The organism is Streptomyces sp. NPDC001709 (assembly GCF_053596375.1).
The window spans coordinates 114,562-140,044 of the sequence record NZ_JBSFGB010000008.1; the positions used below are offsets into that span (position 1 = coordinate 114,562).

A 25,483-nucleotide genomic window follows, 5' to 3' on the forward strand; every position below is an offset into this window, starting at 1 on the left:
AGAGTCGTAACCGGTCCCCCCGTCCCTCCCTGGCCGTATCGTCCCCCATCGGAGTGCGTCATGCCGTCCCCAGTCTCCGCGGACCGCTCAGCCGCCCAGCCACCCGCGCGCGGCTCGGTCGAGGCCCTGATCACGCAGACGCGGCGGCTCAAGGGCGACGTGGACGCCGTACGGCGGGACACCCGGAGCGACGGCTCGGACCCGGAGGAACGCTGGCAACGCGCGCTGTACGACCTCGCCCTGCACCAACTGGAGGACCTGGACGCCCACTTGGCCCAGCTCCGGGACGGCCCGGCCGACGCACCGGCAGCTCCGGGCGGCCCCGTCGGGGCGCCCGCCGTCCGCACCGTGCCGGCCGGCACCCCGCGCCGCTCGCTGCTCAGCCGCGTCGGCAGCGCGGAGTGGAACCTGCTCACGGACGAGGCGACCTGGTCCGGGGAGATGTACCAGATCCTCGGGCTGGCCCCGGACGCCCCCGCCCTCACTCTGGACGAACTGCCCGCACTGGTCCTGGAGGAGGACCGGCCGAAACTGACCGCGATGGTGACGGACTGCCTGGTCGACGGCAAACCCATCGACGGCGAGTTCCGCGTCGTACGGCCGGACGGCTCCATGCGGGCGGTGCACATGATGGGCGAACCCGTGCTCGGCGCCGACGGCGGCACGGCCTCGATGTGGGCCGTGCTGCGCGACGTCAGCGAACTGCGCCACTGCCGGCGGACGGTGGGCGAGACCCGTGACTCGCTGCAGCGCCATCGCCGGGAGGAGCAGACCGAGCACCGGATCGCGGCCGAGCTGCAGGAGGCCGTGCTGCCGCCCTGGCGCGGCTCCCTGCGGCTCCCGCACCAGGGGCCGCGGACGCTGGACCTCGCCGCCCGCCGCCTCCCCGCGGCGACGACCACTTTGCTCGGCGGCGACTGGTACGACGCGCTGGAACTGTCCGACGGCGAGACCCTGCTCAGCGTCGGCGATCTCACCGGACACGGGGTGGCCGTCGCCTCAGGCATGGCGATGCTGCTCGGTGCCGTACGCGGTATGGCGCTGGCCGGCAGCAGGCCGGGCGAACTGCTCGGCAAGCTGAACCAGTTACTCGACGCCACCGTGCAGCCCGCCCTCGGCAGCGCCGTCTGCTGCCGCTACCGGCCCGAGACCCACACCCTTGTCTGGGCACAGGCAGGACACCCCGCCCCGCTGCTGTACCGCGACGGGGCGGGGCGCATGCTGAACGCACCTGACGGCGTCCTGCTCGGCGCCACCACGGGCGCCGTCTACGGGCAGGCGGAAGAGACCCTCCAGCCGGGCGACCTCCTGCTCCTGCACACCGACGGGCTGGTGCCGGGGCACAGCCCGAGCGCGGCCGTGGAGCGCCTGCTCGCCCTGGCCCCGCGGTTCGGCGCCGCGCGCACCGCGCAGGACTGCGTGCGCACGGTGGTAGAGGAGTTCGGCGGAGCCGGACGCGAGGACGAAGCCTGTGTGCTCGTCGCCAGGGTCACCGCATGAGTTGAGTCGACATCACTGCATCACTGCATCACTGAGGGAACACGGCGCACAGGCCCGGTGCCTGTGCGCTCACGCCTGTGCGCTGCCCGCTCCCTTGGCCCTCGGCTTGGGCAGGGCGAGCCGGATCTCCTCCCGCAGCTGGTGGATCTTCGGATAGCCGGCGTACTCCGCGGTCAGCCGGTACATCTGCCGTAGCCGGTCCCAGGTGCGACGGGAGGAGTTCGAGCCCATCGACATCAGGGCCAGCCGTGCGTAGCGGTCGGCCTGTTCGGGGTCGTCGGCGATGAAACAGGCCGACGCCATGGACAGATGGTCGAAGATCTTCGACCGCTCCCGCCCGTCGATGCGCAGGAAGAGCGCCTTCTCCGCGTAGTGCTGGGCGTGCGCGGCCGCGGTCGGGTCGAACTCGGCCAGCGTGCGGTAGGCGAGCGCCTGCATGCCGTACAGGTCCTCGTCCTTGAACGTCTGCATCCAGTCCGGTGTTTCCGCGTCCTGCCGGTCGGAGACGAAGAGGTCCTCCGCCTGGCCGAGGGTGCGGCGCATCGCCTGGCCCTTGCCCATCGACGCCTGTGCCCAGGCCTCGATGGTGTGGAACATCGCCTTCGTGCGCGGCTGCAGCCGGTCGCCCGCGCCGGACTGGGCCAGCTTCATCAGGTCCAGTGCGTCGTCGGGCCGGCCGAGGTGCACCATCTGCCGGGCCGCCCGGGACAGGGCCTCACCGGCCCGCGGCCGGTCCCCGCCCTCGCGGGCGGCGTGGGCGGCGATGACGAAGTACTTCTGGGCCGTGGGCTCCAGGCCGACGTCGTGTGACATCCAGCCCGCGAGGACGGCCAGGTTGGCGGCGACGCCCCACAGGCGCCGCTGGAGATGGGGTGGATGGTGGTAGGCGAGCATGCCGCCCACCTCGTTGAGCTGGCCCACGACCGCCTTGCGCTGGAGCCCGCCGCCACGGGCGGCGTCCCAGGCCCGGAACACCTCGACCGAGCGTTCCAGTTCCTCGATCTCCTGCGACCCGATGGGGGCGGCCTCATAGCGGTCGAACCCAGCGGGGTCGGCGTGCAGGGGGTCGTCGAGGACGGGGGCGTCGGCCTTCAGGGCCGGGTCGGTGTGCAGCCAGTCGTACATGGCGCTGCTGAGTGCGGATCCCGCGGCGAGCGCGGCACCCGCGCCCACCAAGCCGCGTCGGTTGAGCATGAGGTCCATTCCCGTGAATTCGGTGAGGACCGCGGCGGTACGTTCGGGCGCCCACGGCACGCCGTCGGGATGTTCCTCGATCCCGTCGCCCTGCCGTTTTCCCGTACGCCCGTGCCGCACCAGACCGAGGTCCTCGATGGTCACGACACGGCCGAGACGCTCGGTGAACAGGGCAGCCAGCACCCGCGGTACGGGATCGCGCGGGATCTCTCCCATGTCGATCCACCGACGCACCCGGGAGGTGTCGGTCGACAGCTGGGGGTGGCCCATGGCCGCCGCCTGCTTGTTGACCAGCCTCGCGAGTTCGCCTTTGGACCAGCCGGCCAGGCCGAACAGGTCCGCAAGGCGGGTGTTGGGTTGTCCGCTCACGTCAAGCCCCCAGGTTCTCGGCTGAGTTGACAGTAGCCCGGTGGAGGTTGCCGGGCGACTATTCGCCAGGGTTCGCCAGGGTCCGCCAGATGGTGTGCCACTGGGCATCGGGTGTCGAGTAGGAACGCGCCACCCCGACCCGGTCGCCGCTCGGGTTCCGCAGGGCGGAACGAAGGGGCACGGCCTCACCGAGCTGACGGGTGCATTCCCCAGGGTGCACCCGGGCGGCCGGGCCGGGCAGGCGCACGCTCGCAGTGCATGCGATCGGAGTACGGGCTCCCCGGAGCACCGGCCCCGCGCATGTGCGCCGAGCACGGATGCACAGGCAGGCACCGCAGGCACACGAAGGGATCTGTTTCTCCCATGTACGCAGCATCGTCCTCCGTGTCCGCCCCGCCCCGGCCGCTGCGCTCCCGCCCGGCGGGTGGTGGGCCGTACCTCGACCCGGTGGCGCGTCCGGGCGGACCCGTGCCGGTCGCGGGCCGGCCCCGGCGGGTCCCGGGTCAGCCCGGTACCCAACCGCTCAGCGGGAGACTCGACTTGTCCGGTCCCCAGGGCGCGCAGCTGCGCACCGCGATCGCCTCGGTACACCGGATCTGTCCGGAGTTCGCTCCGGTGCAGGTGCTGCGGCGCAGCGGACGGTCCGTCCTTCTCGTGGGGACGACGGGGCGGAACACGGCCGTGGCCAAGTGTCTGCTGGACCACTCGCCCGCCTGGGCCGAACGGATCCGCCATGAAATAGCCGCATACCGAGCGTTCGTCCGGCACCGGCCACCGGTGCGAGCGCCGCGGCTGATCGCGGCGGACCCGGACAACTGCACGCTGGTGATCGAGCGGATGCCGGGCCGGGTGGCGGCGCTGCAACGGCATCCGGTGGAGGCGCCGCCCCGCGCGGACATCCGGGCAGCGCTGGCCGCGATCTGCCGGGTGAACGCCTGGCGGCCCCCGGCGGGCGTCTTCGACCGGCCGCTGGACTACGGCGCCCGGATCTCCCGGTACCACGAGCTGGGCCTGCTCACCGACCGGGACCTCGGCGACCTGCAGAAGCTGCTGCACGGCATCGCCCACGAAGTGGGCCGCCAGGGCATGCTGCAGTTCAGCCACGGCGAAGCCCTGCTGTCGAACATCCTGCTGTCACCGGCCGGTCCAGTGCTGGTGGACTGGGAGCACGCGGGCTGGTATCTGCCGGGGTACGACCTGGCGACGCTGTGGCTGGTCCTCGGGGACGCGCCGGGGGCCCGGCGGCAGATCAGCCAGATCGCCCAGTCGGCGGGCCCGGCCTCCCGGGACGCCTTCCTGGTCAACCTGATGCTGCTGCTGACCCGGGAGATCCGTACGTACGAGACGGCCGTGCAGCGTTCGATGCACGACGTGGCCCCGGCGGCACCGGGCCTGGCCCACCCGGGTGCCGCGCCGTCCGGCGAGGAACAGCGGCTGCTGCTCAGGCGGCTGCACGACGACTGCCAGATGGCCCGCAAGGCCGTCCGCGCGGCGGTCGGCACTCGCTGACGGGGACGAAGGTCCGCGGTGCGCCAGAGCGGCGGCGCACCGCGGACCTTCGTGCGTCCGGACCCGGTGGTGACCACTGGTGTACGCCAGTGACGCGCCGCAGGCCCGCGCACCGCCGCCGCGAAACTCGCCGAAAACCCTCCGTGACATGGTAAATCGCCGTCCTGAAGGCATCATTGACGGATCGTCGGCAAGCAGGTACCACTGACCCAGCTCGGCGCCGCACGCCCCGCCACGCCCGCCCGTCACAGGAGGCCGCATTGCGAGGTTCCGCCACCGATTCCACGTCCACAGCCGGCCACAGACAACTGCGGCGGGCCGCCGGCCCCCTGGCCTCGGCGGCCCTGCTGCTGCCGCTGCTCGGCGCGGCTCCCGCCCACAGTGCCGGCGACTCCTCCGCGAGCCGGCTGCAGCACGCGTTCGCCACCGCCGCGGCCGAGTACCACGTGCCGCAGAGTGTCCTGCTGGCCGTCTCCTACCTCCAGTCCCGCTGGGACTGGCACGCCGGTGCGCCGAGTGTGAGCGGCGGCTACGGCCCGATGCATCTCACGGACGCCCGCACCGCGATCGCCACCACGGAGCACAACGCCGAGGGCACGGAGGACGCCCGCGGCGACGGCGAACGAGCCCCGGTGCACGTCGACATCAAGGTGCCGGCCGAGTCGGTGCTCCCGGCCCGCCTCAAGACGCTGCCGAAGGCGGCCGAGCTGACCGGCCTGACGGCCGATGAGCTGCGCACCGACCCGGCGGCGAACGTGGCCGGCGGTGCCGCACTGCTGGCCGCCGCGCAGAAGCAGCTGGGCGAGCCGATGAGCGCCGACCCGGCCGACTGGTACGGCGCGGTGGCCCGCTTCTCCGGCGCCGACGACTCCGCGACCGCGGCGGCCTATGCGAACGACGTGTTCGACGTCCTGCGCACCGGGGAGGAGCGCACCACGGACGACGGCCAGCTGGTCGCGCTCGCGGCCCAGCCGGGGCTGACCGGCGACACCGCCCAGCTGGGGCGGGCCGGTCTGGGCACGCTGCCCACGGACGACGTCGAGTGCCCGCGGTCGGTGTCCTGCGAGGCGGTCTGGGCGCCGTACGCGCAGTTCGGGAACGACGACTACGGCAACCACGACCTCGGCGACCGCCCCGCGTCACAGAGCATCAAGTACATCGTCATCCATGACACGGAGGGCGCCTGGGACGGGGTGCTGAACCTGATTCAGGACCCCACGTATGTGTCGTGGAACTACACCATCCGCTCCACGGACGGTCTGATCGCCCAGCACGTCAAGGCGAAGGACGTGGCCTGGCACGCGGGCAACTGGTACGTCAACGCCACGTCCATCGGCATCGAGCACGAGGGCTTCCTCGCCAACCCGGACGCCTGGTACACGGAGGCGATGTACCGCTCCTCGGCCCGGCTGGTGAGGTACCTGAGCCAGAAGTACGGCATCCCGCTGGACCGCCAGCACATCCTGGGCCATGACACCGTGCCCGGTCCGACGACGTCCACCATCCCCGGCATGCACACGGACCCGGGTCCGTACTGGGACTGGCGGCACTACTTCCAACTGCTGGGCCACCCCTTCAGGCGCACGGCCGGCAGGCACGGCGGGCTGGTGACGATCCTGCCGGACTACGCCTCGAACCAGCTGGTGTACACGGGCTGCACCACCGGCGGCGAGCCGTGCACGGCGCACGGCTCCGACGAGGTGCGGCTGTACTCGGACCACGACGTGAACGCGCCGCTGATCAAGGACATCGGGCTGAAGAAGGACCCGACGGTCGACGTGAACGACCTGTCCTCCCGGGTCTCCACCGGTCAGCAGTACGCGGTCGCGGACCGCTGGGGCGACTGGACCGCGATCTGGTACCTGGGCCAGAAGGCCTGGTTCGAGAACCCGCGCGAGGATCCGACGGCGGTGCCCGCCAGGGGTCTGGTGATCACCCCGAAGGACGGCGTGGCGAGCGTCCCGGTGTACGGCAGGGCCTACCCGGAGAAGGAGGCCTACCCGGAGGGCGTCCCCGCGCAGTCGGTCGTCCCGCTGCCGTACACGATCCCGGCCGGACAGAAGTACGTGGTCGGTGACGAGGTGCCCGGCGAGTACTACTACTCGGTCACCTTCACCACCGACACACACCGGGTCGTGGTGGGCAAGGACCTCTACTACGAGATCCAGTACGGCCATCGGGTCGGGTTCGTCCGGGCCGCGGACGTGACCCTGGAGGGCTCGGCCGGCTGATCGCGGGCCGACGGCCTCAGCCCTGCTGGAAAAGCTCCGCCGGGAGCGGCTTCAGCAGGGCGTACAGGTCGTCGGTGATCGGGCGGTCCCAGGCGGCGATGGTGACGAGGACGCCGTCGCTGCGGTCGAACTGGACGCAGGAGATCCGGGACTCGGACAGCTTCAGCCGCCGCACGATGAGGAGGTTGTCGCCCTGGAGGACCGGGGTGTCCTCGACACCGACGACGGTGACCTCCTCGTCGTTCTCCAGCGCCAGCAGCAGCTGGCCCACCTCGAAGGGGATCTCGTCCTCGGCCACCTCGCGGGCCGGGGAGCCCTCGGGGAGGTTGCCGATGATCATGGCGGGGCCGCGGCCGCCGAAGAGGTCATAGCGCAGGAAGACACCCTGGCAGGTGCCGTCGGGGGCGGGCAGCAGGCCCGCGCCGAGGTTGCCCGGCCAGTCGCCCGGGTCCATGGCCAGCACGTCGAAGTCGGGTCCGGCAGGGGTGGCGCTGCGGCGGCGGAGGAACGACATGCGGCCATGGTACGTGTCCGGGGTCCGGTGGGTGACGTGCGGGCACCCGGAGATCCTTAACGCAGGGGGCAGCTGGTGAGCAGCGTGGCCGGGTCGGCGTCGGCCGGGCGGGGGACCGTGTGGTCGGCGGGCGGGAGGCCGGTCCCGGTGATCCAGTGTTCCAGGGCCTCGAAGGCCGAGCGGTGGCAGGGCACCATCGGGCGCAGCTTGCCGGGGAAGGCGTCGACGAGTGAGTCGGTGTGGGTGCCGTCCTCGATGCGGTAGTAACGCAGCAGTGCGCCACGCCCGGCCGCGTGGACCATGCGGGCGTAGACGTCGGAGTCCTCGCTGATCGGCAGCAGCACATCGAGCGTGCCCTGGATGGTGATCAGCGGTTTGCCGATGCGTCCGGTCAGGGCGATCCGGTCGACGGCGCGGTGGACTGCCGCGGGCCGCGACGCGTAGTCGTAGTCGGCGTCGCAGCCCGGTGTGCCGGAGGCGCAGAACGGGGTGCCGGCCTCGGTGGCACCGTCGTAGCCGGGGTCGAGTTCCTCCCGGTAGATGCGCTGGGTGAGGTCCCAGTAGACCTGGTGGTGGTACGGCCACAGGAACTCGGAGCCGGCCGGGAAGCCGGCCCGGTGCAGGGCGGCCTCGGCCTGGGCGGCTCCGGGTCCGCCGGCGGCGTACGCGGGGTAGGCGCGCAGTGCGGGCGGCAGGAAGGTGAGGAGGTCGGGGCCGTCGGTGCGCCAGAGGGTGCCTTCCCAGTCGACTCCGCCGTCGTACAGCTCGGGGTGGTGCTCGAGCTGCCAGCGGACGAGGTAGCCGCCGTTGGACAGGCCGGTGGCGATCGTGCGGGCGGGCGGCCGGTGGTAGCGCTGGGTGACCACGGCGCGGGCCGCGCGGGTGAGCTGGGTGAGGCGGGTGTTCCATTCGGCGATCGCGTCGCCGGGCCGCCGGCCGTCGCGGTAGAAGGCGGTGCCGGTGTTGCCCTTGTCGGTGGCGGCGTAGGCGTAGCCGCGGGCGAGTACCCAGTCGGAGATGGCCTTGTCGTTGGCGTACTGCTCCCGGTTGCCGGGTGTCCCGGCGACGACCAGGCCGCCGTTCCAGTGGTCGGGCAGCCGGATGACGAACTGGGAGTCGTGGTGCCGGCCGTGGTTCGTGTTGGTGGTGGAGGTGTCCGGGAAGTAGCCGTCGATCTGGATGCCGGGCACGCCGCTGGGTGTGGGCAGGTCCTTGGGGGTGAGGCCGGCGTAGTCGGCGGGGTCGGTGTGGCCGGAGGCCGCGGTGCCGGCGGTGGTCAGTTCGTCCAGGCAGTCGGCCTGTTGGTGGGCGGCGTCGGGTGCCCGGAGGTGGGTGCGGCCGGCGCAGTGGTCGTCCGGCGTGTCCGTGGGTGCCGCCGCGGCCGGGGTGGTCAGGAGCAGGCAGGCCGCGGTGAGCGAGAGTGCGTGGAGAACGGCTCGGCGGCTGGGCCGTCTGTGTGGTGTGGTGGGCATACGGGTTCCTCCGGCTGTGGGTGGACGCGCTGGAGGCTAGGGGCGGAGCGGGCGCGCCGGACATGTGTGGGGCCGCCATGAAGGCGGCCCCGGCACCGTCGTCGGCCACCATGACCGACCGTGGCTGACCTTGTGTCAGGGGCAGCCGTTGTCGGCGATGGTGTAGTAACCCGTGGGTGACTCCTTCAAGGTGTGGGTGACGAACGTGTTGTACAGGCCCATGTTCTGCTGGGATCCCTTGGCGTAGGTGGAGCCGCCGCTGGTGGTGGCCCGTCCGGCCTGCACCTGGGCGTAGTTGCTCGCCGTCCAGCAGGCGGCGTCGCCGCCACCGCCTCCGGTGCCGCCGCCCGGGTCAGAGGTGTCCAGGCCGAAGAACCGGGCGATCCAGTAGCTGGAGCAGATCGAGGCCGGGAAGTAGGGCGCGCCGGTGCTGCCGCACTGGTCGGTGTCGGTGCCCGGGTCCACCGGGGTGCCGTGCCCGATGCCGGGGACCCGGTCGACCTCGACGGCGACCGTGCCGTCGGCGGCCAGGTACTGGTCCTGCCGGGTGGCGTCGGGGCCGATGGTGGTGGTGCGGCTCGGGCTCTGGGAGAGGCCGTGCAGGGCCGTCCACTGGTCGCGCAGCTCCGTGGCGTTGCGCGGGACGACCGTGGTGTCCTGGTCGCCGTACCAGATGGCCGTACGCGGCCACGGCCCGGTGTACGACGGATCGGCGTCCCGCACCCGCCGGGCCCACTCGTCCGGGCTCAGGTCGACGCCCGGGTTCATGCAGGTGTAGGGGCTGTTGTCCTTGGTGCAGTCGTCGGGCAGGCCGGCGACGACCGCGCCGGCGGAGAAGACGTCGGGGTAGGTGGCGAGCATGACGGCGGTCATGGCGCCGCCCGCGGACAGGCCGGTGACGTAGACCCGTTGGGGGTCGGCGCCGTAGGCGGTCACGGCCTGGCTCACCATCTGCCGGATGGAGAGGGCCTCGCCCTGTCCGCGCCGGTTGTCCGTGGTCTGGAACCAGTTGAAGCACTGGCTCGGGTTGTTGGCGGAGCTGGTCTCCGCGAACACCAGCACGAAGCCGTCCCGGTCGGCGAGCCGGGGCAGGCCGGAGTTGTCGGCGTAGACCTGCGCGTTCTGGGTGCAGCCGTGCAGGGCCACGACGATGGGCGGGTGCGCGGGCAGGTTCGCGGGCCGGTACACGTACATGGTGAGGGCGCCCGGATTGGATCCGAAGTCGCTCACCTTGGTGAGCGTCACGGACGCTTGGGCGGCGGGCACGGGGCCGGCGAGCGCGGTGCCGAGGACAACGGCGACCACGGCAAGAAGACGCGGCAGGAAGCGGGCACGGCAAGGTGCTCCGGGCGCTTTCCCGAACGGGGACACAGGCATGGGCGGCTCCTTCGGCGGACACTAGTCCCGGCCGCTCGTGCGCGAGGAGGTACGGCACACGTGGCGCCGGGCGTGGCGGAACCGTACGTACGGGTGTGGGCCGCCACCATGGCGCGGGCCACCACAGCGATGTCCGGGTCGCCCGGCCGCAGACCGATTGCGGGGCGCCGTGCGGTCTGCTACGTGCCGGCCCCGGCCCTGCCCCGGCTCACTTCTCCCGTGGTACCGGCGGCACCACCGCGATCGGGCTCGCCGCGTGCAGCAGGACGGCCTGGGTGACCGAGCCCATCATGCGGGCCGGTGCGAGCAGGCGCCGGCGGTGCCGTCCGACGACGACCAGCTCGGCGTCCTCGGAGGCGGCGACGAGGTGGCCGGCCGCGTCGCCGGGCAGCGCCTCGGTGTCGGCGCGGACCTCGGGGTGCCGTGCGCGGTGCGGGGCGAGGAAGCCCTCGGCGAGCGTGCGGGTCTCGTTCTCGACGGCGTCCTGGCCGATCCGGGGCGGCATCAGCTCGCCGGGGGCGGACCAGGCCTGTACCGGCCACGGGTAGGCCGCGATGACCTGCACGCGGGCGCCACGCAGGGCGGCCTCGGCGAAGGCGAAGGCGAGACTCGCCTCGTCGGGGCTGTCGGCGTGCAGGCCGACGACCACCCGGGGGCCGGGCTCGGCGGGCCCGTCCCCGTGGACCTGCCGGCCGGGCCGGGGTACGACGACCACCGGGCAGTCGGCGTCCCGGGCGGCGGCGAGGCCGTTGGAGCCGAGCAGCAGGCTGGCGAAGCCGCCGCGGCCCCGGGAGCCGAGGACCAACAGCTGGGCGTCCGCGCCGAGTTCGGGCAGGACGGCGCCGGGCACGCCTTCCAGGGCGACGTACTCGACGGCGGGTTCCGCGCCGCGGCCCGCGAGCCGGATGTGCACGTCGTCCAGGACCGGGTCGCCCTGCGCATCGGGCGGCCCGGCGACCAGCACGTCGGCCTGGCCCCAGGCGGCGTACTGCCGTACGTGCACCACCCGCAGCGGTGCGGCGCGGCGGCGGGCTGCGTCGAAGGCCCACTCCAGCGCGCGCAGGCTGTCGTCCGAACCGTCGACCGCGGCGATGACCGGCGCAGTGCTCATCGTCCTCACCTTCCGGAACATGACCTTCCCCGTGCTGGGGCCAGCCTGACGCAGGCGCCGGTCCCGGCGGGGTCCTGCCGGTCGCGTGTCCGGAAATCCGCGCGGAACACCCCCCGGTTCGGCTGCCGGTGTCCGCGCGGTGGGGGGCTCAGGTGAGGTCGAACTCCCCTTCCCGGGCTCCGGAGACGAAGGCGCCCCATTCGGCCGGGGTGAAGATCAGGGATGGGCTCTCCGGACGGCCGCTGTTGCGCATCGCGATGAAGCCCTCGATGAAGGCGATCTGGACATCGCCCAGTCCTCGGCTGCTGGACTGCCACTCGGCCTTGCTGAGGTCCAGTTCCGGCTTGTCCCAGTCCGCGAGCGGCTGCTGCTGGGTCGTGCTCTCGGCCACGTCCGTGCTCCTCCCGATTCGTCGTCCGCGGCTCAGCCTAGCGACCGCTCACGATGCTCAACAGGCCACGTGGGGAGGACTTTCAGCGCTGCGGCGGCAGCGCTCCGACGAGCCACATGGAGAAGAACTGCGACCCGCCGCCGTAGGCGTGCCCGAGCACCCTGCGGGCGCCGTCCACCTGGTGTTCCCCGGCCTGGCCGCGCACCTGGAGGGCGGCCTCGGCGAAGCGGATCATGCCGGAGGCGCCGATGGGGTTGGTGGACAGCACGCCGCCCGACATGTTGACGGGCAGGTCGCCGTCGAGTTCGGTCACCCCGGCCTCGGTGAGCTTCCATCCCTCGCCTTCGTCCGCGAAGCCCAGGTTCTCCAGCCACATGGGCTCGTACCAGGAGAACGGCACGTACATCTCGACGGCGTCGATGTCCCGGCGCGGGTCGGCGATGCCGGCCTGCCGGTAGACGTCGGCGGCGCAGTCCTTGCCGGCCTGCGGGGAGACGAAGTCCTTGCCCGCGAACAGGGTCGGCTCGCTGCGCATGGCGCCGCCGAGCATCCAGGCGGGCGGGCGAGGCGCGCGGGCGGCCCCGGCACGGTCGGTCAGGATCATGGCGCAGGCGCCGTCGGAGGACGGGCAGGTCTCGGAGTAGCGGATGGGGTCCCACAACATGGGTGACGCCATCACCTTCTCCAGGGTGATGTCGTGTTCGTGGAGGTGGGCGTAGGGGTTCTTCAGGGCGTTGCGCCGGTCCTTGTAGGCGACGAGGGAGCCGATGCTGTCGGGGGCGCCGCTGCGCCGCATGTACGCGCGCACGTGGGGTGCGAAGAAGCCGCCGGCGCCGGCGAGGAGGGGCTGCTGGAAGGGGATGGGCAGGGACAGGCCCCACATGGCGTTGGACTCGGACTGCTTCTCGAAGGCGAGGGTGAGGACCGTGCCGTGGACGCGGGCGGCGACCAGGTTCGCGGCCACGAGCGCGGTGGAGCCGCCGACGGAGCCGGCGGTGTGCACCCGCAGCATGGGCTTGCCCATGGCACCGAGGGCGTCGGCCAGGTACAGCTCGGGCATCATCACGCCCTCAAAGAAGTCGGGCGCCTTGCCGATGACGACGGCGTCGATGTCGGCCCAGGTCAGCTCGGCGTCCTCCAGGGCCCGTTGGGCGGCCTCGCGGACGAGCCCGGCGATCGAGACGTCCCGGCGGGCGGCCACGTGCTTGGTCTGGCCGATCCCTACGACGGCCACGGGCTCCTTGCTCATCGTGGATCCCCTTCGAGTACGGCGACCAGGTTCTGCTGCAGGCAGGGGCCGGAGGTGGCGTGGGCGAGGGCGCGGTCGGACTCGCCGCGGTGGATACGAGCGGCGGCCTCGCCGATGCGGACGAGCCCGGCGGCCATGACGGGGTTCGCGGCCAGCGCCCCGCCGGAGGGGTTGACGCGTACGTCGTCGCCGAGCCGGAGCGCCCTGCGCAGGATCACCTCCTGGGCGGTGAACGGCGCATGCAACTCGGCGGTGTCGACGGGCCGTTCGAAGGCACCGGCCCGCTCGGCGGCGAGCCGGGTGGACGGCGAGTCGGTGAGGTCGCGGACGCCGAGACCGTGTGCCTCGATGCGGTGGTCGATGCCGCGGATCCAGGCGGGTCGCGCGCACAGCTCCCGGGCCCGCTCCCCGGCCGCGAGGAGCACGGCGGCGGCGCCGTCGCCGACGGGCGGGCAGTCGCCGGTGCGCAGCGGCCGTACGACGTAGTCGCCGTGCGGCACCGGACCCTTGAGCTGGGCGTGCGGGTTGGCTTCCGCGTCCGCCCGGCTGCGGGCGCCGACGGCCGCCAGCGCGGGCTCGTCGGTGTGGCCGGCGTCTACGAGGGCCTGCGCCTGGAGGGCGGCCAGCGCTATGGAGTCGGGCCACAGGGGGGCGACGTAGTACGGGTCGAGCTGGCGGGTGAGCACGTCCCGGACCGAGCCGGGCGAGCACTTGCCGTAGGAGTAGACGAGCGCGGTGTCGGCGTCGCCGGTGAGCAGCTTGGTCCAGGCCTCGTACAACGCCCACGCGCCGTCCATCTCGACGTGCGACTCGGAGATGGGCGGCCAGGCGCCGACGCCGTCGAGGGCGAGGGTGAAGGAGAAGGCGCGGCCGGCGAGGTAGTCGCTGGAGCCGGAGCAGGTGAAGCCGATGTCGGCGGTCCTGAGGCCGGTCTGCGCCAGCACCTCGTGCAGGACCGGCATGAGCATCTCGACCTCGGAGGACTCCTCGGTGGAGCGCCGGTGGTCGGTCTGGGCGAAGGCGACGACCGCGATCTCCCGGGTCACAGCAGCTCCTTGTAGGTGTCGTAGTCGGCGTCGGGCTCGCCGGTGGGCCGGTAGTGGTCGGGGTAGCGGGCGCCCTCGGTCCACACGGGCTCCACGCGCAGGCCCATGCGCACTTGGTCGTAGGGGATGCCGCCGATCCGGGCGTGCAGGGCGAGGTCGGCGCCGTCGAGGGCGATGTGCGCGTAGACGTAGGGCACCTCGATGTCGAGGTTCGCCGTATGCGCGGCCTTGATGTTGACGATGCAGAAGGTGGTGACTGTGCCGCGGGGACCTACTTCGACCTGTTCCTCTGTGGCCACGCCACATGTGGGGCACGCACCCCTCGGCGGGACGTACACCTTGCGGCAGGAGGGGCAGCGCTCGCCGACGGTCCGCTGTGTGGAGAGGGCGTTGATGTAGGCGGACTGGGCGCGGCCGGGTGAGTAGGTGTAGTCGAGGCGGGCCGGGGCGACGATCCCGGTGAGCGGGTTCTCGAACTCGCCCGAGTGTCCGGCTACTTCGGCGGGCTCTCCGTCGTACGGCTCGAAGCAGGCGATGTCGGTGATGGCGCCGGTGCGCTCCTCCGCCCAGCGGATGCGGACGCGCATACCGGTGCGGACGGCGTCGGGGCCGGGGGCGTCGAGGGCGTGCAGCAGCGCGGTGTCGGCGCCGTCGAGCCGGACCAGGACCCAGGCGAACGGGACGCCGAGCGGCTGGCCGCGGCGCGGCTCGTGGTTCCACGCCCATGTGGTGACCGTGCCCGTGGGGGCGACCTCCACCAGGTCGCGGATCTCCTCGGCGGTGACGGGGTCGTACTCGACGGGCGGGACGAGGGTGCGTCCGTCGCCGGTCTTCACGCCGAGGACGACGCGTTCGCGCAGGCCGGTGAGGAAGGCGCTCTGGACGGGGCCGAGGGAGCGGGTGAAGGGGAATTCGACGACGAGGGGGGCTTCGAGGACTTCGGGCATCGGGACTTGCCTCCTTAGGGAGGCCGGCGAGGTCGCGCCCCGAAGGGGCGCGGGGAACTGCGCGACCAGCCACGCACGGCCCGCAGTGTCCCAACCGGCCTGAGCCAGCACAGCGCTACGCGCGCTTGTAGACGGGGGGCCGCTTCTCCGCGAAGGCGCGGGCGCCTTCCTTGGCGTCGGCGGTGTCGAAGACCGGCCAGCCGCGCGCGAGTTCGGCCGCGAGACCGTCGGCCTCCGTCAGCTCGGCGGTCTCGTACACCGACGCCTTGACGGCCTCGACGGCGAGCGGGCCGCAGGCGTTGATCCGCTCGGCGATCTCGAGGGCCTTGCCGAGCGCGCTGCCGTCGGGGACGACATGGCCGATCAGGCCGATGTCCGCGGCCTCCCTGGCGCTGTACGGGCGTCCGGTGAGCAGCATCTCCAGGGCGTGGGTGCGCGGGATCTGGCGTTGCAGCCGGACGGTGGAGCCGCCGATCGGGAACAGCCCCCGCCTGACCTCGAACAGGCCGAAGGTCGCGGACTCGCCCGCGACCCGGATGTCGGTGCCCTGGAGGATCTCGGTGCCGCCCGCCACGCACTGCCCCTCGACGGCGGCGATCACCGGTTTGCGGGGGCGATGGTGGCGCAGCATCGCCTTCCAGTGCAGGTCAGGGTCGGCCTTGAGCCGGTGGCGGTACTGCTCCCCCTGCATGCCGTTCCCGGCCAGCGCCTTCAGGTCCATTCCGGCGCAGAAGGAGCCGCCGCCCCCGGTGAGCACGATCGAGCGGATCTCGTCGTCCGCGTCGGCCTCCAGCCAGCCGTCGTACAGTCCGACGAGCATCGGAAGCGAGAGCGCGTTCCTGGCGTCGGGTCGGTTGAGCGTGAGCACGAGTGTGGCGCCCTCGCGCCGCACGGTGAGGTGTTCCGTCCCGCCCATGGGCTTCTCCCCTCGGTGAGAACGAGAACAGGTTGCAGTAGGCGGCGAGGCACTTCAAGGGAGCTTCAAGGGTTTTCTGACAGACAGTCAGATTTCTTGACGCGGGGCCTTCACAGTTGCGGCGCCCTTTGCTCTGATGACCGGCTAGCGGACGCATACGGGCACGATCGGGGTCAGGAGGAGCGGTGGAGTACAACCTTGCCGACCTGTTCGAGTCGGTCGTCGACGTGGTCCCGGACCGCGAGGCGCTCGTGTACGTCGACCATCCCGGCACCGGCGCGGAACGCCGCCTGATCTACGCGGAACTGGACGCGGCCGCCAACCGCATCGCCCATCACCTCATCGACAGCGGGATACGCCCCGGCGAACACCTGGGCCTCCACCTGTACAACGGCGTCGAGTACCTGCAGACGGTGCTGGCCTGCCTGAAGGCGCGGATCGTCCCGGTGAACGTCAACTACCGCTATGTAGAAGAGGAGTTGGTGTATCTCTACCGGGACGCCGACCTGGTCGCGCTGGTCTTCGACGCCGAGTTCGGGGACCGGGTCGCGGCGGCGTTGCCCCGGGCGCCGAAGCTGCGGCATCTGCTGCGGGTGGGCCCGGAGGCGGCCGGGGTGCCCGGGGCGGTGCCGTTCGCCGACGCGGAGGCGTCCGGTTCGCCCGGACGGGGCTTCCCGGACCGTTCCGGGGACGACCAGTTCATCATCTACACCGGTGGCACGACCGGTATGCCCAAGGGTGTGATGTGGCGTCAGGAGGATCTGTTCTTCGCGGGGCTGGGCGGCGGCGCGCCGACCGGGGAGCCGGTGAAGACGCCGCAGGAGCTGGCGGAGCGGGTCGCCGCCGGGGGCTCCGGCATCACCTTCTTCCCCACTCCCCCGCTGATGCACGGCACCTCCACGCTCACCGCGTTCATCGGCTTCAACTTCGGCCAACGCGTCGTCCTGCACCGCAAGTTCGTGCCGGAGGAAGTGCTGCGGACCGTCGAGAAGGAGAAGGTCACCAGCATGTCGCTGGTCGGCGACGCGATGCTGCGGCCGCTGATCGACGCGCTCAGCGGGCCGCTCAAGGGCACCGACTGTTCGGCCCTGTTCAGCGTGTCCTCGTCAGGCGCGATCATGTCCGAGACGGTGCGCCTGCAGTTCCGGGAGCTGGTGCCGAACGCCATGCTGCTGAACAACTTCGGCTCCTCCGAGTCCGGCTTCAACGGTACGGCGACGGAGGACTCGGGCCCCGAGCGCGGTTTCCGCCTCAGGGTCAACTCCCGTACACGCGTGGTGGATCCGGCGACGCACGAACAGGTCGCCGTGGGTGAGATCGGCCGGGTCGCCCAGTGCGGCCACGTCCCGCTCGGCTACTACAACGACCCGCGGAAAACCGCCGAGACGTTCTTCGAGAAGGACGGACAGCGCTGGGTCCTGCTCGGCGACATGGCGACGGTCGACGAGCACGGCGTGGTCACCGTGCTCGGCCGGGGCTCGCAGTGCATCAACACCGGGGGCGAGAAGGTCTATCCGGAGGAGGTCGAGCAGGCGCTCAAGGCACATCCGGATGTGTACGACGCGCTGGTCGCCGGGGTCCCGGACACCACCTGGGGCAACCATGTGGCGGCGGTGGTGCAGCTGCGCGAGGGAGCGGAGCACCCCTCGCTGGCCGACATCCAGAGCCACTGCCGCACCCGGCTGGCCGGCTACAAGATCCCCCGCCAGCTGGTGATCACGGACGCGATCCGGCGGTCCCCGAGCGGCAAGGCGGACTACCGGTGGGCCCGGGACGTGGCGGTGACGGCCGACCGGCGGTAGCACCCGCCCGGGGCGCCCCCGCCGTCCTCACCACCCCATAGGACTACTCTGTGCGCACGATCGACGCCGGTCCACTACTTTAGGTGACTATCGGTCGGACATGGTGCCGGTCCGGGGCCTCCCACACCGGCGCCGGGCCACGCACGGAAGGATCTCCGGGTGTCTCACCGCACGCCTGATCACCTGCCGGACGGAGCAGCCGAGACGGACACCGGGCTGATGGGAATGGGAACAGTGGGGCCCACCGGGCCGGCGGGGGGCGGGAGACCCACGGGGTTGACCGGGGACGGGGCGCCCACTGGGGTGACCGGGGGCGGGGGTCCCGTTGGGCCGGCCGGAGTGGGGGGTCCCGCCGGGCAGACGGGAGGCGGGGAAGGCACACGGTCGGCCGGAGGCGGGGGGCCCGCTGAGCCGGCCGGAGTGGGGGATCCCGCCGGGCAGACGGGAGGCGGGGAACGCACACGGTCGGCCGGAGGCGGAGGTCCCGCTGGGCCGACGGGAGGCGCAGAGCCCGCCGCACCCCCGGCCGGAGCGGGGAATCCCACCCGACGGACGAGAGGCGGAGATCCCCCCGGGTCGGCGGGAGGTGAGGAGCCCGCCACACTGGCCGCAGCGGGGAGCCTCATCCGACGGACAGTAAGCGCAGGTCCCGCTGGGCCGGCAGGAGGCGAAGAGCCTACCGCACCGGCCGGAGCGGGGAGCCCCACCCAAGAGACAGCAAGCACAGGTCCCGCTGGGCCGGCGGGAGGCGAAGAGCCCACCGGAGTCGGGAATCCCACCCGACAGACAAGAGACGGAGATCCCCCCAGATCGGCGGAAGGTGAGGAGCCCACCGCACTGGCCGCAGCGGGGAGTCTCGCCAGGCCGGGGGAAGGCAGCGAGCCCGCCGGGGCGGCAAGCGGCGGGGAGGTCGCCGGGCCGGCAAGCGGCGAGGGGGGCGCCGGGGCCGCCGATGTGGGGAGTTCCGTCAGGCCGGGGGAAGGCGGCGATACCGCGGCGCGGGAAGTGGAGGCAACCGCTGCGGCCCGCCGGGCCGGAGGGTGGGTGCGTCGCGGGCGGGGGCCGGGCGCCAGGGCCGGTGTGCTCGGCGAGGTGGCCCGTTTCGCGCGGGAAGTGGCCGCCAAGGTCTGCCCGCCCGGCAGGCGGGCCCCTGTCGCGCGGGGTGTGGCCGTGGGCGTGACCGTCCTCGCCGTCGGTCTCCTCCTCGTCGCCCTGCTGTTGCCCGACGAGCCCGACCGTCTCACCCCGAAGGCGTTCGTACGTCTGCCGGCCGAGGGCATCCTGCTCGCCGCCGTGCTGCTCGTGCTGCCGCCCCGGGCGAGGCGGGCCGGGGCGGTGGCCGTCGGCGTGCTGATCGGGCTGGTCACGCTCCTCAAATGCGTGGACATCGGCTTCTATTCGGTGCTGTACCGCCCCTTCGACCCGGTGCTGGACTGGGGCCTGCTGGGCAACGCGGCGGACTATCTGCGGGAGACCTCCGGCCGCGGCGGCGAGCTGGTCGCCATCGCCGGTGCCCTGCTCCTCGCGGTCGCCCTCCTGGTCCTGACCGCGGGCGCGACGGCCCGGCTGACCGTCCTGATGGCCCGCCATCGCGCCCGGGCGGTCCGCGTCGTCCTGGTGCTGAGCACCGCCTGGATCACCTGTGTCGTGCTCGGCCTGCAGACGGGCGGCGGCCCCGTCGCCGCGACGCTCGACGCCGACCTCCTCGGCGACCGCGCCAAGCAGGTCCGCGTCTCGCTCGCGGACGCCCGTCTCTTCCGGCGCCAGGCCGCCCGCGACGCCTTCGCCCACACGCCGTCGGACCGGCTGCTGACCGGCCTGCGCGGCAAGGACGTGCTGTTCACGTTCGTCGAGAGTTACGGCCGTTCGGCGATCGAGGACCCGGGGATGGCCCCGCGCATCGACGCGGTCCTCAAGCACAGCGATGACACCCTCAAGGCCGCCGGGTTCCGGGCGCGCAGCGGCTGGCTGCGCTCGCCGGTGACCGGTGGCGGCAGCTGGCTGGCCCACTCGACCTTCCTGTCCGGCCTGTGGATCAGCAACCAGCAGCGGTTCCACTCCCTCACCTCCAGCGACCGGACGACGCTCACCGGCTCCTTCCGCAGGACCGGTGCCTGGCGCACGGTCGGCGTGGTGCCGGGGGTGCTGGTGGCCTGGCCGGAGGGCCGGTTCTTCGGCCTGGACCACGTCTACGACGGCCATCACCTCGACTACCACGGCCCCGACTTCGGCTGGTCGCAGGTGCCGGACCAGTTCACTCTGGAGACGTTCCAGCGGCGGGAGTTCGGGAAGCCGGGCCGGGGCCCGCTCATGGCGGAGATCATCCTCACCTCCAGCCACTATCCCTGGGCGCCCGTGCCCCGCATGACCGACTGGGCGAAACTGGGCGACGGCTCGGTCTTCCAGCAGATCCGGCGGGCGGGCAAGTCCGAGAAGGAGGTGTGGAGCAACCCGGAGAGCGTGCGCGCCGAGTACCGCTCCTCCATCGAGTACTCGCTGAACAGCCTGGTCGGGTTCCTGCGGCGCTACGGCAACGAGAACACGGTCCTGGTCTTCCTGGGCGACCACCAGCCCGTGCCGACGGTCACCGCCAACAGCCCCCGCCAGGACGTGCCGGTCACCATCGTCGCCCACGACCCCAGAGTGCTGGACCGGATCTCCGGCTGGGGCTGGAGTGAGGGCCTGAAGCCGGCTTCGAACGCCCCCATCTGGGCGATGGACAGCTTCCGCGACCGGTTCCTGAAGGCGTTCGGTCCGCAACCGGGCTGAACCCGCCGAGACGTCCTCCAGGACCAGGTGCCGTACGGCCCGCGGTAGTCCCCGAGCCAGTCGCCGTGTCCGAGGCCGCGCAGGTCGGGGTCGTATACGCGGCGCGGGCGCGGGGGTGCCACGAGCCGTTCGGCGAGGGGCGTCCAGTCGGTGACGTCCGCGCCACGGCGGTGCAGCAGTACGGCGGGCGGGTGTCCGCCGCACCCACCCCCGGCAGTCCACGGTGAAGCCGTTGATGCCGTTCGCATCGATGGTCTGCGGCGCCGCGCTGTCCATGTCGGCACGCCGGCCGGGCGGTCCGGCCCCGGGCCGCCTACTTTGCCGCGGGCAGGGCGGGGCCCGACGGCCCGTCGAGGAAGGCGAGGACGCGTCGCACGAACCACTCCGGGTCGTCCAGCCAGGGATAGTGGCCGGCGCCGGGCTGGACGGCGACCTCGGCCTCCGGGAAGGCTTCGGCGGCACGGCGGGCCAGGTCCGGGCGCGGGCCGCCGTCCAGTTCCCCGGCGTGGACGAGGACCGGCGCGGTCAGCTGGGCGAGGGCGGTCCGGGTCGCGTCCGGGGTGAAGGCGTCGTCGGCGAAGTAGCGTTCCGCCGCCTCCTCGTTGGTCTGCTCCGGTTCGGCTTCCGTGTGTGCCCTGGCCGCGTCGTCCCAGCGGCCGTAGAAGAACGGCAGGAACACCTCGTCGAAGTCCGCCTCCCCCGCCAGCCAGGCTTGGAAGGCCGGGAACGCCTCAGCGAACCACGGCTCCCGCGTGCGCAGCCGAGCCGCGGCCAGCCGGTCCTCGGGGGTCGCCCGCATGCCCAGGGCGGACGGGTTGGGCGTGATCAGCAGGAGCCGCCGGATCCGCTGCGGGTGGCGGGCCGCGTAGAGGACGGCCAGGGCCGCGCCGGCCGAGTGGGCGAGCAGATCCATGTGCTCCAGACCCATGTGTGCCCGCCATATCTCCACGTCCTCGACCATGCGGTCGCAGCGGTACGTCGCCGGGTCCGCCGGCACCGCGGAGTCCCCGGTGCCCCGCAGGTCCAGCAGGGCCAGCCGGCGGTGTGCGGCCAGCCCGCCGAGGTCTCCGAGGTAGCCGGAGGCACGCATCGGGCCGCCGGGCACGACGGCGAGGGTCTCACCGGCACCCCGCAGGTGGTAGGCGAGCCGGGTGCCGTCGGGCGTGGTGAAGGTCGGCATGACCATGATCATGTCGGTCCGCCTCGAAACGGCGCAACGTTTTACCGCCCGCGGTTCCCGTCGTAGCCCCGGCGCGGCCGGCGGTAGAAAATCACCGCAGCCCTCTTGCCTCCCACCCCATGGCCTGAATTACTGACCCCGGACGGATCGACCGAATGATCGGTCGTCCGGAATGTGCGGACGGCGAGGGAGACGACCCGATGGCGGATGCGACGGACCTGCTCGACGCGGGCGAGCGGCTCGGGCCCGAGGAACTGCGGGAACTGCAGCTGGAGCGGCTGCGGACCTCGTTGCGGCACGCCTACGACAACGTGCCGTTCTACCGGGAGTCCTTCGACAAGGCCGGCGTCCGCCCGGAGGACTGCCGTTCCCTCGCCGACCTGGCTCGTTTCCCCTTCACCACCAAGGCCGATCTCAGGGAGAACTATCCCTACGGCATGTTCGCGGTACCGCGCGAGCGGATCCGCCGGCTGCACGCCTCCAGCGGCACCACCGGACGCCCCACGGTGGTCGGCTACACGGACAACGACCTTTCCATGTGGGCCGACATGGTGGCGCGATCGATCCGGGCTGCGGGCGGGCGGCCCGGTGACATCGTGCATGTGGCCTACGGCTATGGGCTGTTCACCGGTGGTCTGGGCGCCCACTATGGTGCCGAGCGCCTGGGCTGTACGGTCGTCCCGGCCTCCGGCGGCATGACGGCCCGCCAGGTGCAGCTGATCCAGGATCTCCAGCCCGCCGTGATCATGGTGACACCGTCCTACATGCTCACCCTCCTGGACGAGTTCGAGCGGCAGGGCGTGGACCCGCGCGGCACCTCGCTGCGCGTGGGCGTCTTCGGCGCCGAACCCTGGACCCAGCAGATGCGGCACGAGATCGAGGAGCGGTTCGCGATCGACGCCGTCGACATCTACGGACTGTCCGAGGTGATCGGCCCCGGTGTGGCTCAGGAGTGCGTGGAGACCAAGGACGGACTGACGGTCTGGGAGGACCACTTCTACCCGGAGGTGGTCGACCCGATCACGGGTGAGGTGCTGCCGGAGGGCGAGCGGGGCGAGCTGGTGTTCACCTCCCTGACCAAGGAGGCCATGCCGGTCATCCGGTACCGCACCCGGGACCTCACCCGGCTGCTTCCCGGCACGGCGCGGGTGTTCCGGCGGATGGAGAAGATCACCGGACGCAGTGACGACATGGTGATCCTGCGCGGGGTCAACCTCTTCCCGACCCAGATCGAGGAGATCGTGCTCCGCACTCCCGGCGTGGCACCCCATTTCCAGCTCCGGCTGACCCGGGAGGGCCGGCTGGACCGGCTGACCGTCCGGGCCGAGGCACGCCCGGACGCGGGCCCGGAGACGCGGGACGCGGCGGCCCGTTCCATCGTCGCGGCCGTGAAGGACGGGATCGGGGTGTCCGTCGACGTGGAGATCGTGGAGCCGGAGTCGCTGGAGCGGTCGGTCGGCAAGATCCGCCGGATCGTGGACCTGCGGCCGAAGGCGGCCGAGTAGGACGGCGGGGAAGGCCACGGGCGTACGTCCCGCTCGGCGAGCCGGAGACGACTTGGCACACTGAGCTGACCCGACCCGGCCTGACCCCGCCTCGCCGCCCGTACGTCACGGCACCCGGCTCGGCATCACCGCACCCTCGGTGGGAACGACCGTCGCACGACGCCTGGTCAGATGCCGGGTCAGCGCGATCACGGCGGACAGGGCCACCAGCCCCGTCACCCCCGGCCAGCCGAGCCGGCCGTACGCCCGTACCCCGAGCCAGGACCCGACACTGCCGCCGAGGAAGGCGCACGTCATGTAGGCGGTGTTGATCCGGGCACGGGCGTCCGGCCGGAGCGCGAAGTTGCGGGCCTGGTTGGCCACTTGGCCACTCTGCACGGCGACGTCGAGGAGCAGCATGCCCCCGGCCAGGACGACGAGCCCGGCCGCGCCGCCGATGCCGCCGAGGAGCAGCACCCCGGCCGAGCCGATCACCCCCAGCAGGCACCACAGGCTCACGGTGTCCGGCCCCCGGCGGTCCGCCACGCGGCCGGCGAACGGGGTGCAGAACATGCTCGCGGCACCGACGAGCCCGAGCACACCCACGGCCTGGGCGCCCATGCCGTACGCCGGCCCGGTCACCAGCAGCGTGAGCGCGGTCCAGGCGGCGCTGAAGCCGGCGAAGACGGTGGCCTGGTAGAGGCAGGAGCGGCGCAGGTCGGGTTCCTCGCGCAGGAGGCGCAGCGGGGCACATATGAGGTCGGGGTACCGCTGTTCGGACGAAGGTGTGGTGTCCGGCACCACTCGCGCGAGCGCCACCGCGAGGGCGAGCATGAGCGCCGCGGCGACGAGGTAGGGGGCGCGCCAGCCCAGCCACTCGCCGAGCGTACCGCTGAAGGTGCGGGCCAGCAGGATGCCGCCGATGAGTCCGCTGAGCAGGGTGCCGGTGACGGCGCCGCGCCGCTCGGCGGGTACGAGTCCGGCGGTCATCGGGATGATGATCTGCGGCACGACCGCGGTGACGCCGGTGGCCGCGCTCGCCGCGACGAGGACGGGCAGCGTCGGTGCGGCACCGGCCACGACCAGGCCCGCCGCGGTCAGCGCGAGCAGGGTGACGATCAGCCGGCGGGACGGCAGCCGGTCGCCGAGCGGGACGAGCAGGAAGATGCCACCCGCGTAGCCGAACTGGGCCGCGGTCACGACGAGGGCCGCGGAGCCCGCCGGGACGCGCAGGTCGGCGGCGATCAGCGAACTGATCGCCTGCGGGAAGTAGATGGTCGAGACGCTCACTCCGCAGGCGAGCGCCAGGACGAGGATCACCCGGCGGGACGGGGTCGGTAACGCGCGGGACGCGGACACGGGGCACCTCTCGGAGAACTGGTTTAAGCGGTTCCAGCACGGTACCAGTTAAACCGGTTCTCCCGTACAGTGGGGGTGTGCCGACGACCATCCGCTTCCGCCAGGGCGCGGGCCGCCCGTGCCTGGACTTCATCCGGACCCTGCGCCACCGGGGCACCGCCGACGCCGTGGAGGAGCTGCCCGACCCCGAGTCCCTGGCCGCCTGGGTACGGCAGTGCGGCCCCTGCCCCGCCGAGGCCCGCCACGCGACGGCCGGCCTCACGTGCACGGCACAGGAGCTGCGCGAGGCGATCCACCGGCTGATCGGCTCCGCCCGGGCCGGACGGACACCGGACGCGGAGACGCGGGCCCGGGTCAACGAGGCCGCGGCACACCCCGTGCCGGTACCCGCCCTCACCGCCTCGGGGCAGCTGGCCTGGGCCGCCGAGGACCCCGTGCGCGCCACGCTCGCGCTCGTCGCCCGGGACGCACTGGACCTGGTCACCTCCCCGGCGCTGGACCGGGTGCGCGACTGCGCGGGAGCCGCGTGCGGAGCGCTCTTCCTGGACACCTCACGCCCGGGCACCCGGCGCTGGTGCTCGATGGACACCTGCGGCAACCGCGCGAAGAAGGAGGCGCTGCGCCGCAGGGCCGGCGGCTGACCAGGGTCGTATCGACGTACCCCGAAACGTCGTAGTCGCCCTATACTCCGAAGCCATGACGGACACCGCCCCCACCCCCGACCCGGACCTCGTCAACGCGCTGCGGGCGCTGTCCAATCCGGTCCGGCTGCAGATGCTGCGCTGGCTGCGCGAGCCCGAGCGGCACTTCCCGATGGAGACGGCCGTCGGCGATCCGGCCGAGGTCGGTGTGTGCGTGAGCCACATCAAGGCCAAGGCGGGCCTGGCCCAGTCGACCGTGTCGGCCTATATGGCCGAACTCCAGCGCGCGGGCCTGGTCCGGGCCACCCGCGTGGGCAAGTGGACCCACTACAAGCGGAACGAGCGGCGGATCGCCGACCTGGTCGCGGAGCTGGGCCAGACGCTCTAGAACCCCGCGCCACCACCTTCCTGGCCGTCGAGTA

20 protein-coding genes are annotated in these 25,483 nt (G+C 72.5%); 8 read left to right on the forward strand and 12 right to left on the reverse strand.

Annotated elements, in window-relative coordinates; translation table 11 throughout:
* The first annotated feature begins 60 nt into the window (after positions 1-60).
* Positions 61-1,500: a PP2C family protein-serine/threonine phosphatase gene (locus ACWC0C_RS14855; RefSeq protein ID WP_450864224.1), complete on the forward strand. Its 1,440-nt coding sequence runs from the start codon at positions 61-63 to the stop codon at positions 1,498-1,500.
* Positions 1,501-1,569: 69 nt separating this feature from the next.
* Here the strand turns inward: ACWC0C_RS14855 and ACWC0C_RS14860 are convergent, their stop codons facing one another.
* Positions 1,570-3,063, reverse strand: coding sequence for a DNA-binding protein NsdB (locus tag ACWC0C_RS14860; RefSeq protein WP_449197096.1), 1,494 nt, complete (start codon positions 3,061-3,063; stop codon positions 1,570-1,572).
* A gap of 363 nt (positions 3,064-3,426) precedes the next feature.
* Between ACWC0C_RS14860 and ACWC0C_RS14865 the strand changes: the two genes are divergently transcribed.
* Positions 3,427-4,572 carry an aminoglycoside phosphotransferase family protein gene (locus ACWC0C_RS14865; RefSeq protein ID WP_449197097.1) on the forward strand — a complete coding sequence of 382 codons (1,146 nt, stop codon included), beginning with the start codon at positions 3,427-3,429 and terminating at the stop codon, positions 4,570-4,572.
* 260 nt (positions 4,573-4,832) lie between these two features.
* The gene (locus ACWC0C_RS14870; protein ID WP_450864226.1) at positions 4,833-6,803 is read left to right on the forward strand and encodes an N-acetylmuramoyl-L-alanine amidase; all 1,971 of its coding nucleotides are present in this window, start codon (positions 4,833-4,835) and stop codon (positions 6,801-6,803) included.
* Positions 6,804-6,819: 16 nt separating this feature from the next.
* On the opposite strand, the gene ACWC0C_RS14875 is transcribed toward ACWC0C_RS14870, so the two are convergent.
* From ACWC0C_RS14875 to ACWC0C_RS14915, 9 genes are all read right to left on the reverse strand, one after another.
* Complete coding sequence (locus ACWC0C_RS14875; RefSeq protein WP_449197099.1) at positions 6,820-7,317, reverse strand: hypothetical protein; 498 nt, start codon at positions 7,315-7,317, stop codon at positions 6,820-6,822.
* Between the two features lie 56 nt (positions 7,318-7,373).
* Positions 7,374-8,789 (reverse strand): 3-hydroxybutyrate oligomer hydrolase family protein, encoded by a 1,416-nt coding sequence (locus tag ACWC0C_RS14880; protein WP_450864228.1) that lies wholly within the window; start codon positions 8,787-8,789, stop codon positions 7,374-7,376.
* A 135-nt stretch (positions 8,790-8,924) separates the two neighbouring features.
* Positions 8,925-10,166 (reverse strand): extracellular catalytic domain type 1 short-chain-length polyhydroxyalkanoate depolymerase, encoded by a 1,242-nt coding sequence (locus ACWC0C_RS14885; RefSeq protein WP_450864230.1) that lies wholly within the window; start codon positions 10,164-10,166, stop codon positions 8,925-8,927.
* A 208-nt stretch (positions 10,167-10,374) separates the two neighbouring features.
* Positions 10,375-11,277, reverse strand: a complete 903-nt coding sequence (locus ACWC0C_RS14890; RefSeq protein ID WP_449197102.1) for a universal stress protein — start codon at positions 11,275-11,277, stop codon at positions 10,375-10,377.
* Between the two features lie 148 nt (positions 11,278-11,425).
* Positions 11,426-11,668, reverse strand: coding sequence for a DUF397 domain-containing protein (locus ACWC0C_RS14895; protein WP_449197103.1), 243 nt, complete (start codon positions 11,666-11,668; stop codon positions 11,426-11,428).
* Positions 11,669-11,750: 82 nt separating this feature from the next.
* On the reverse strand, positions 11,751-12,917 hold the full coding sequence (locus ACWC0C_RS14900) for a thiolase domain-containing protein (protein ID WP_450864233.1): 1,167 nt from the start codon (positions 12,915-12,917) through the stop codon (positions 11,751-11,753).
* A complete protein-coding gene (locus ACWC0C_RS14905; RefSeq protein WP_450864234.1) occupies positions 12,914-13,963 on the reverse strand; it encodes a thiolase domain-containing protein in 1,050 nt (349 codons plus the stop codon). The genes ACWC0C_RS14900 and ACWC0C_RS14905 overlap by 4 nt, the downstream gene beginning before the upstream one ends.
* On the reverse strand, positions 13,960-14,910 hold the full coding sequence (locus ACWC0C_RS14910; RefSeq protein ID WP_450864236.1) for a Zn-ribbon domain-containing OB-fold protein: 951 nt from the start codon (positions 14,908-14,910) through the stop codon (positions 13,960-13,962). Before ACWC0C_RS14910 ends, ACWC0C_RS14905 begins: the two co-directional genes overlap by 4 nt.
* A gap of 115 nt (positions 14,911-15,025) precedes the next feature.
* Positions 15,026-15,826, reverse strand: coding sequence for a crotonase/enoyl-CoA hydratase family protein (locus ACWC0C_RS14915; RefSeq protein ID WP_450864238.1), 801 nt, complete (start codon positions 15,824-15,826; stop codon positions 15,026-15,028).
* 185 nt (positions 15,827-16,011) lie between these two features.
* On the opposite strand from ACWC0C_RS14915, the gene ACWC0C_RS14920 reads away from it, so the two are divergent.
* On the forward strand, positions 16,012-17,628 hold the full coding sequence (locus ACWC0C_RS14920) for an acyl-CoA synthetase (protein WP_450864240.1): 1,617 nt from the start codon (positions 16,012-16,014) through the stop codon (positions 17,626-17,628).
* Between the two features lie 1,044 nt (positions 17,629-18,672).
* Positions 18,673-20,397, forward strand: a complete 1,725-nt coding sequence (locus tag ACWC0C_RS14925) for a sulfatase (protein ID WP_450864242.1) — start codon at positions 18,673-18,675, stop codon at positions 20,395-20,397.
* A gap of 313 nt (positions 20,398-20,710) precedes the next feature.
* Here ACWC0C_RS14925 and ACWC0C_RS14930 read toward each other — a convergent pair whose 3' ends face one another.
* Complete coding sequence (locus ACWC0C_RS14930; protein ID WP_450864243.1) at positions 20,711-21,577, reverse strand: alpha/beta fold hydrolase; 867 nt, start codon at positions 21,575-21,577, stop codon at positions 20,711-20,713.
* Positions 21,578-21,777: 200 nt separating this feature from the next.
* Between ACWC0C_RS14930 and paaK the strand changes: the two genes are divergently transcribed.
* On the forward strand, positions 21,778-23,082 hold the full coding sequence (paaK, locus tag ACWC0C_RS14935) for a phenylacetate--CoA ligase PaaK (protein ID WP_450864245.1): 1,305 nt from the start codon (positions 21,778-21,780) through the stop codon (positions 23,080-23,082).
* A gap of 105 nt (positions 23,083-23,187) precedes the next feature.
* Here the strand turns inward: paaK and ACWC0C_RS14940 are convergent, their stop codons facing one another.
* Entirely contained in the window at positions 23,188-24,420 is a 1,233-nt protein-coding gene (locus tag ACWC0C_RS14940; protein WP_450864247.1) for an MFS transporter, read from the reverse strand.
* Between the two features lie 77 nt (positions 24,421-24,497).
* Between ACWC0C_RS14940 and ACWC0C_RS14945 the strand changes: the two genes are divergently transcribed.
* Both ACWC0C_RS14945 and ACWC0C_RS14950 read left to right on the forward strand, forming a co-directional pair.
* Complete coding sequence (locus tag ACWC0C_RS14945; protein ID WP_449197113.1) at positions 24,498-25,061, forward strand: CGNR zinc finger domain-containing protein; 564 nt, start codon at positions 24,498-24,500, stop codon at positions 25,059-25,061.
* Between the two features lie 55 nt (positions 25,062-25,116).
* Positions 25,117-25,449, forward strand: a complete 333-nt coding sequence (locus ACWC0C_RS14950; RefSeq protein WP_450864249.1) for an ArsR/SmtB family transcription factor — start codon at positions 25,117-25,119, stop codon at positions 25,447-25,449.
* Positions 25,450-25,483: the final 34 nt, after the last annotated feature.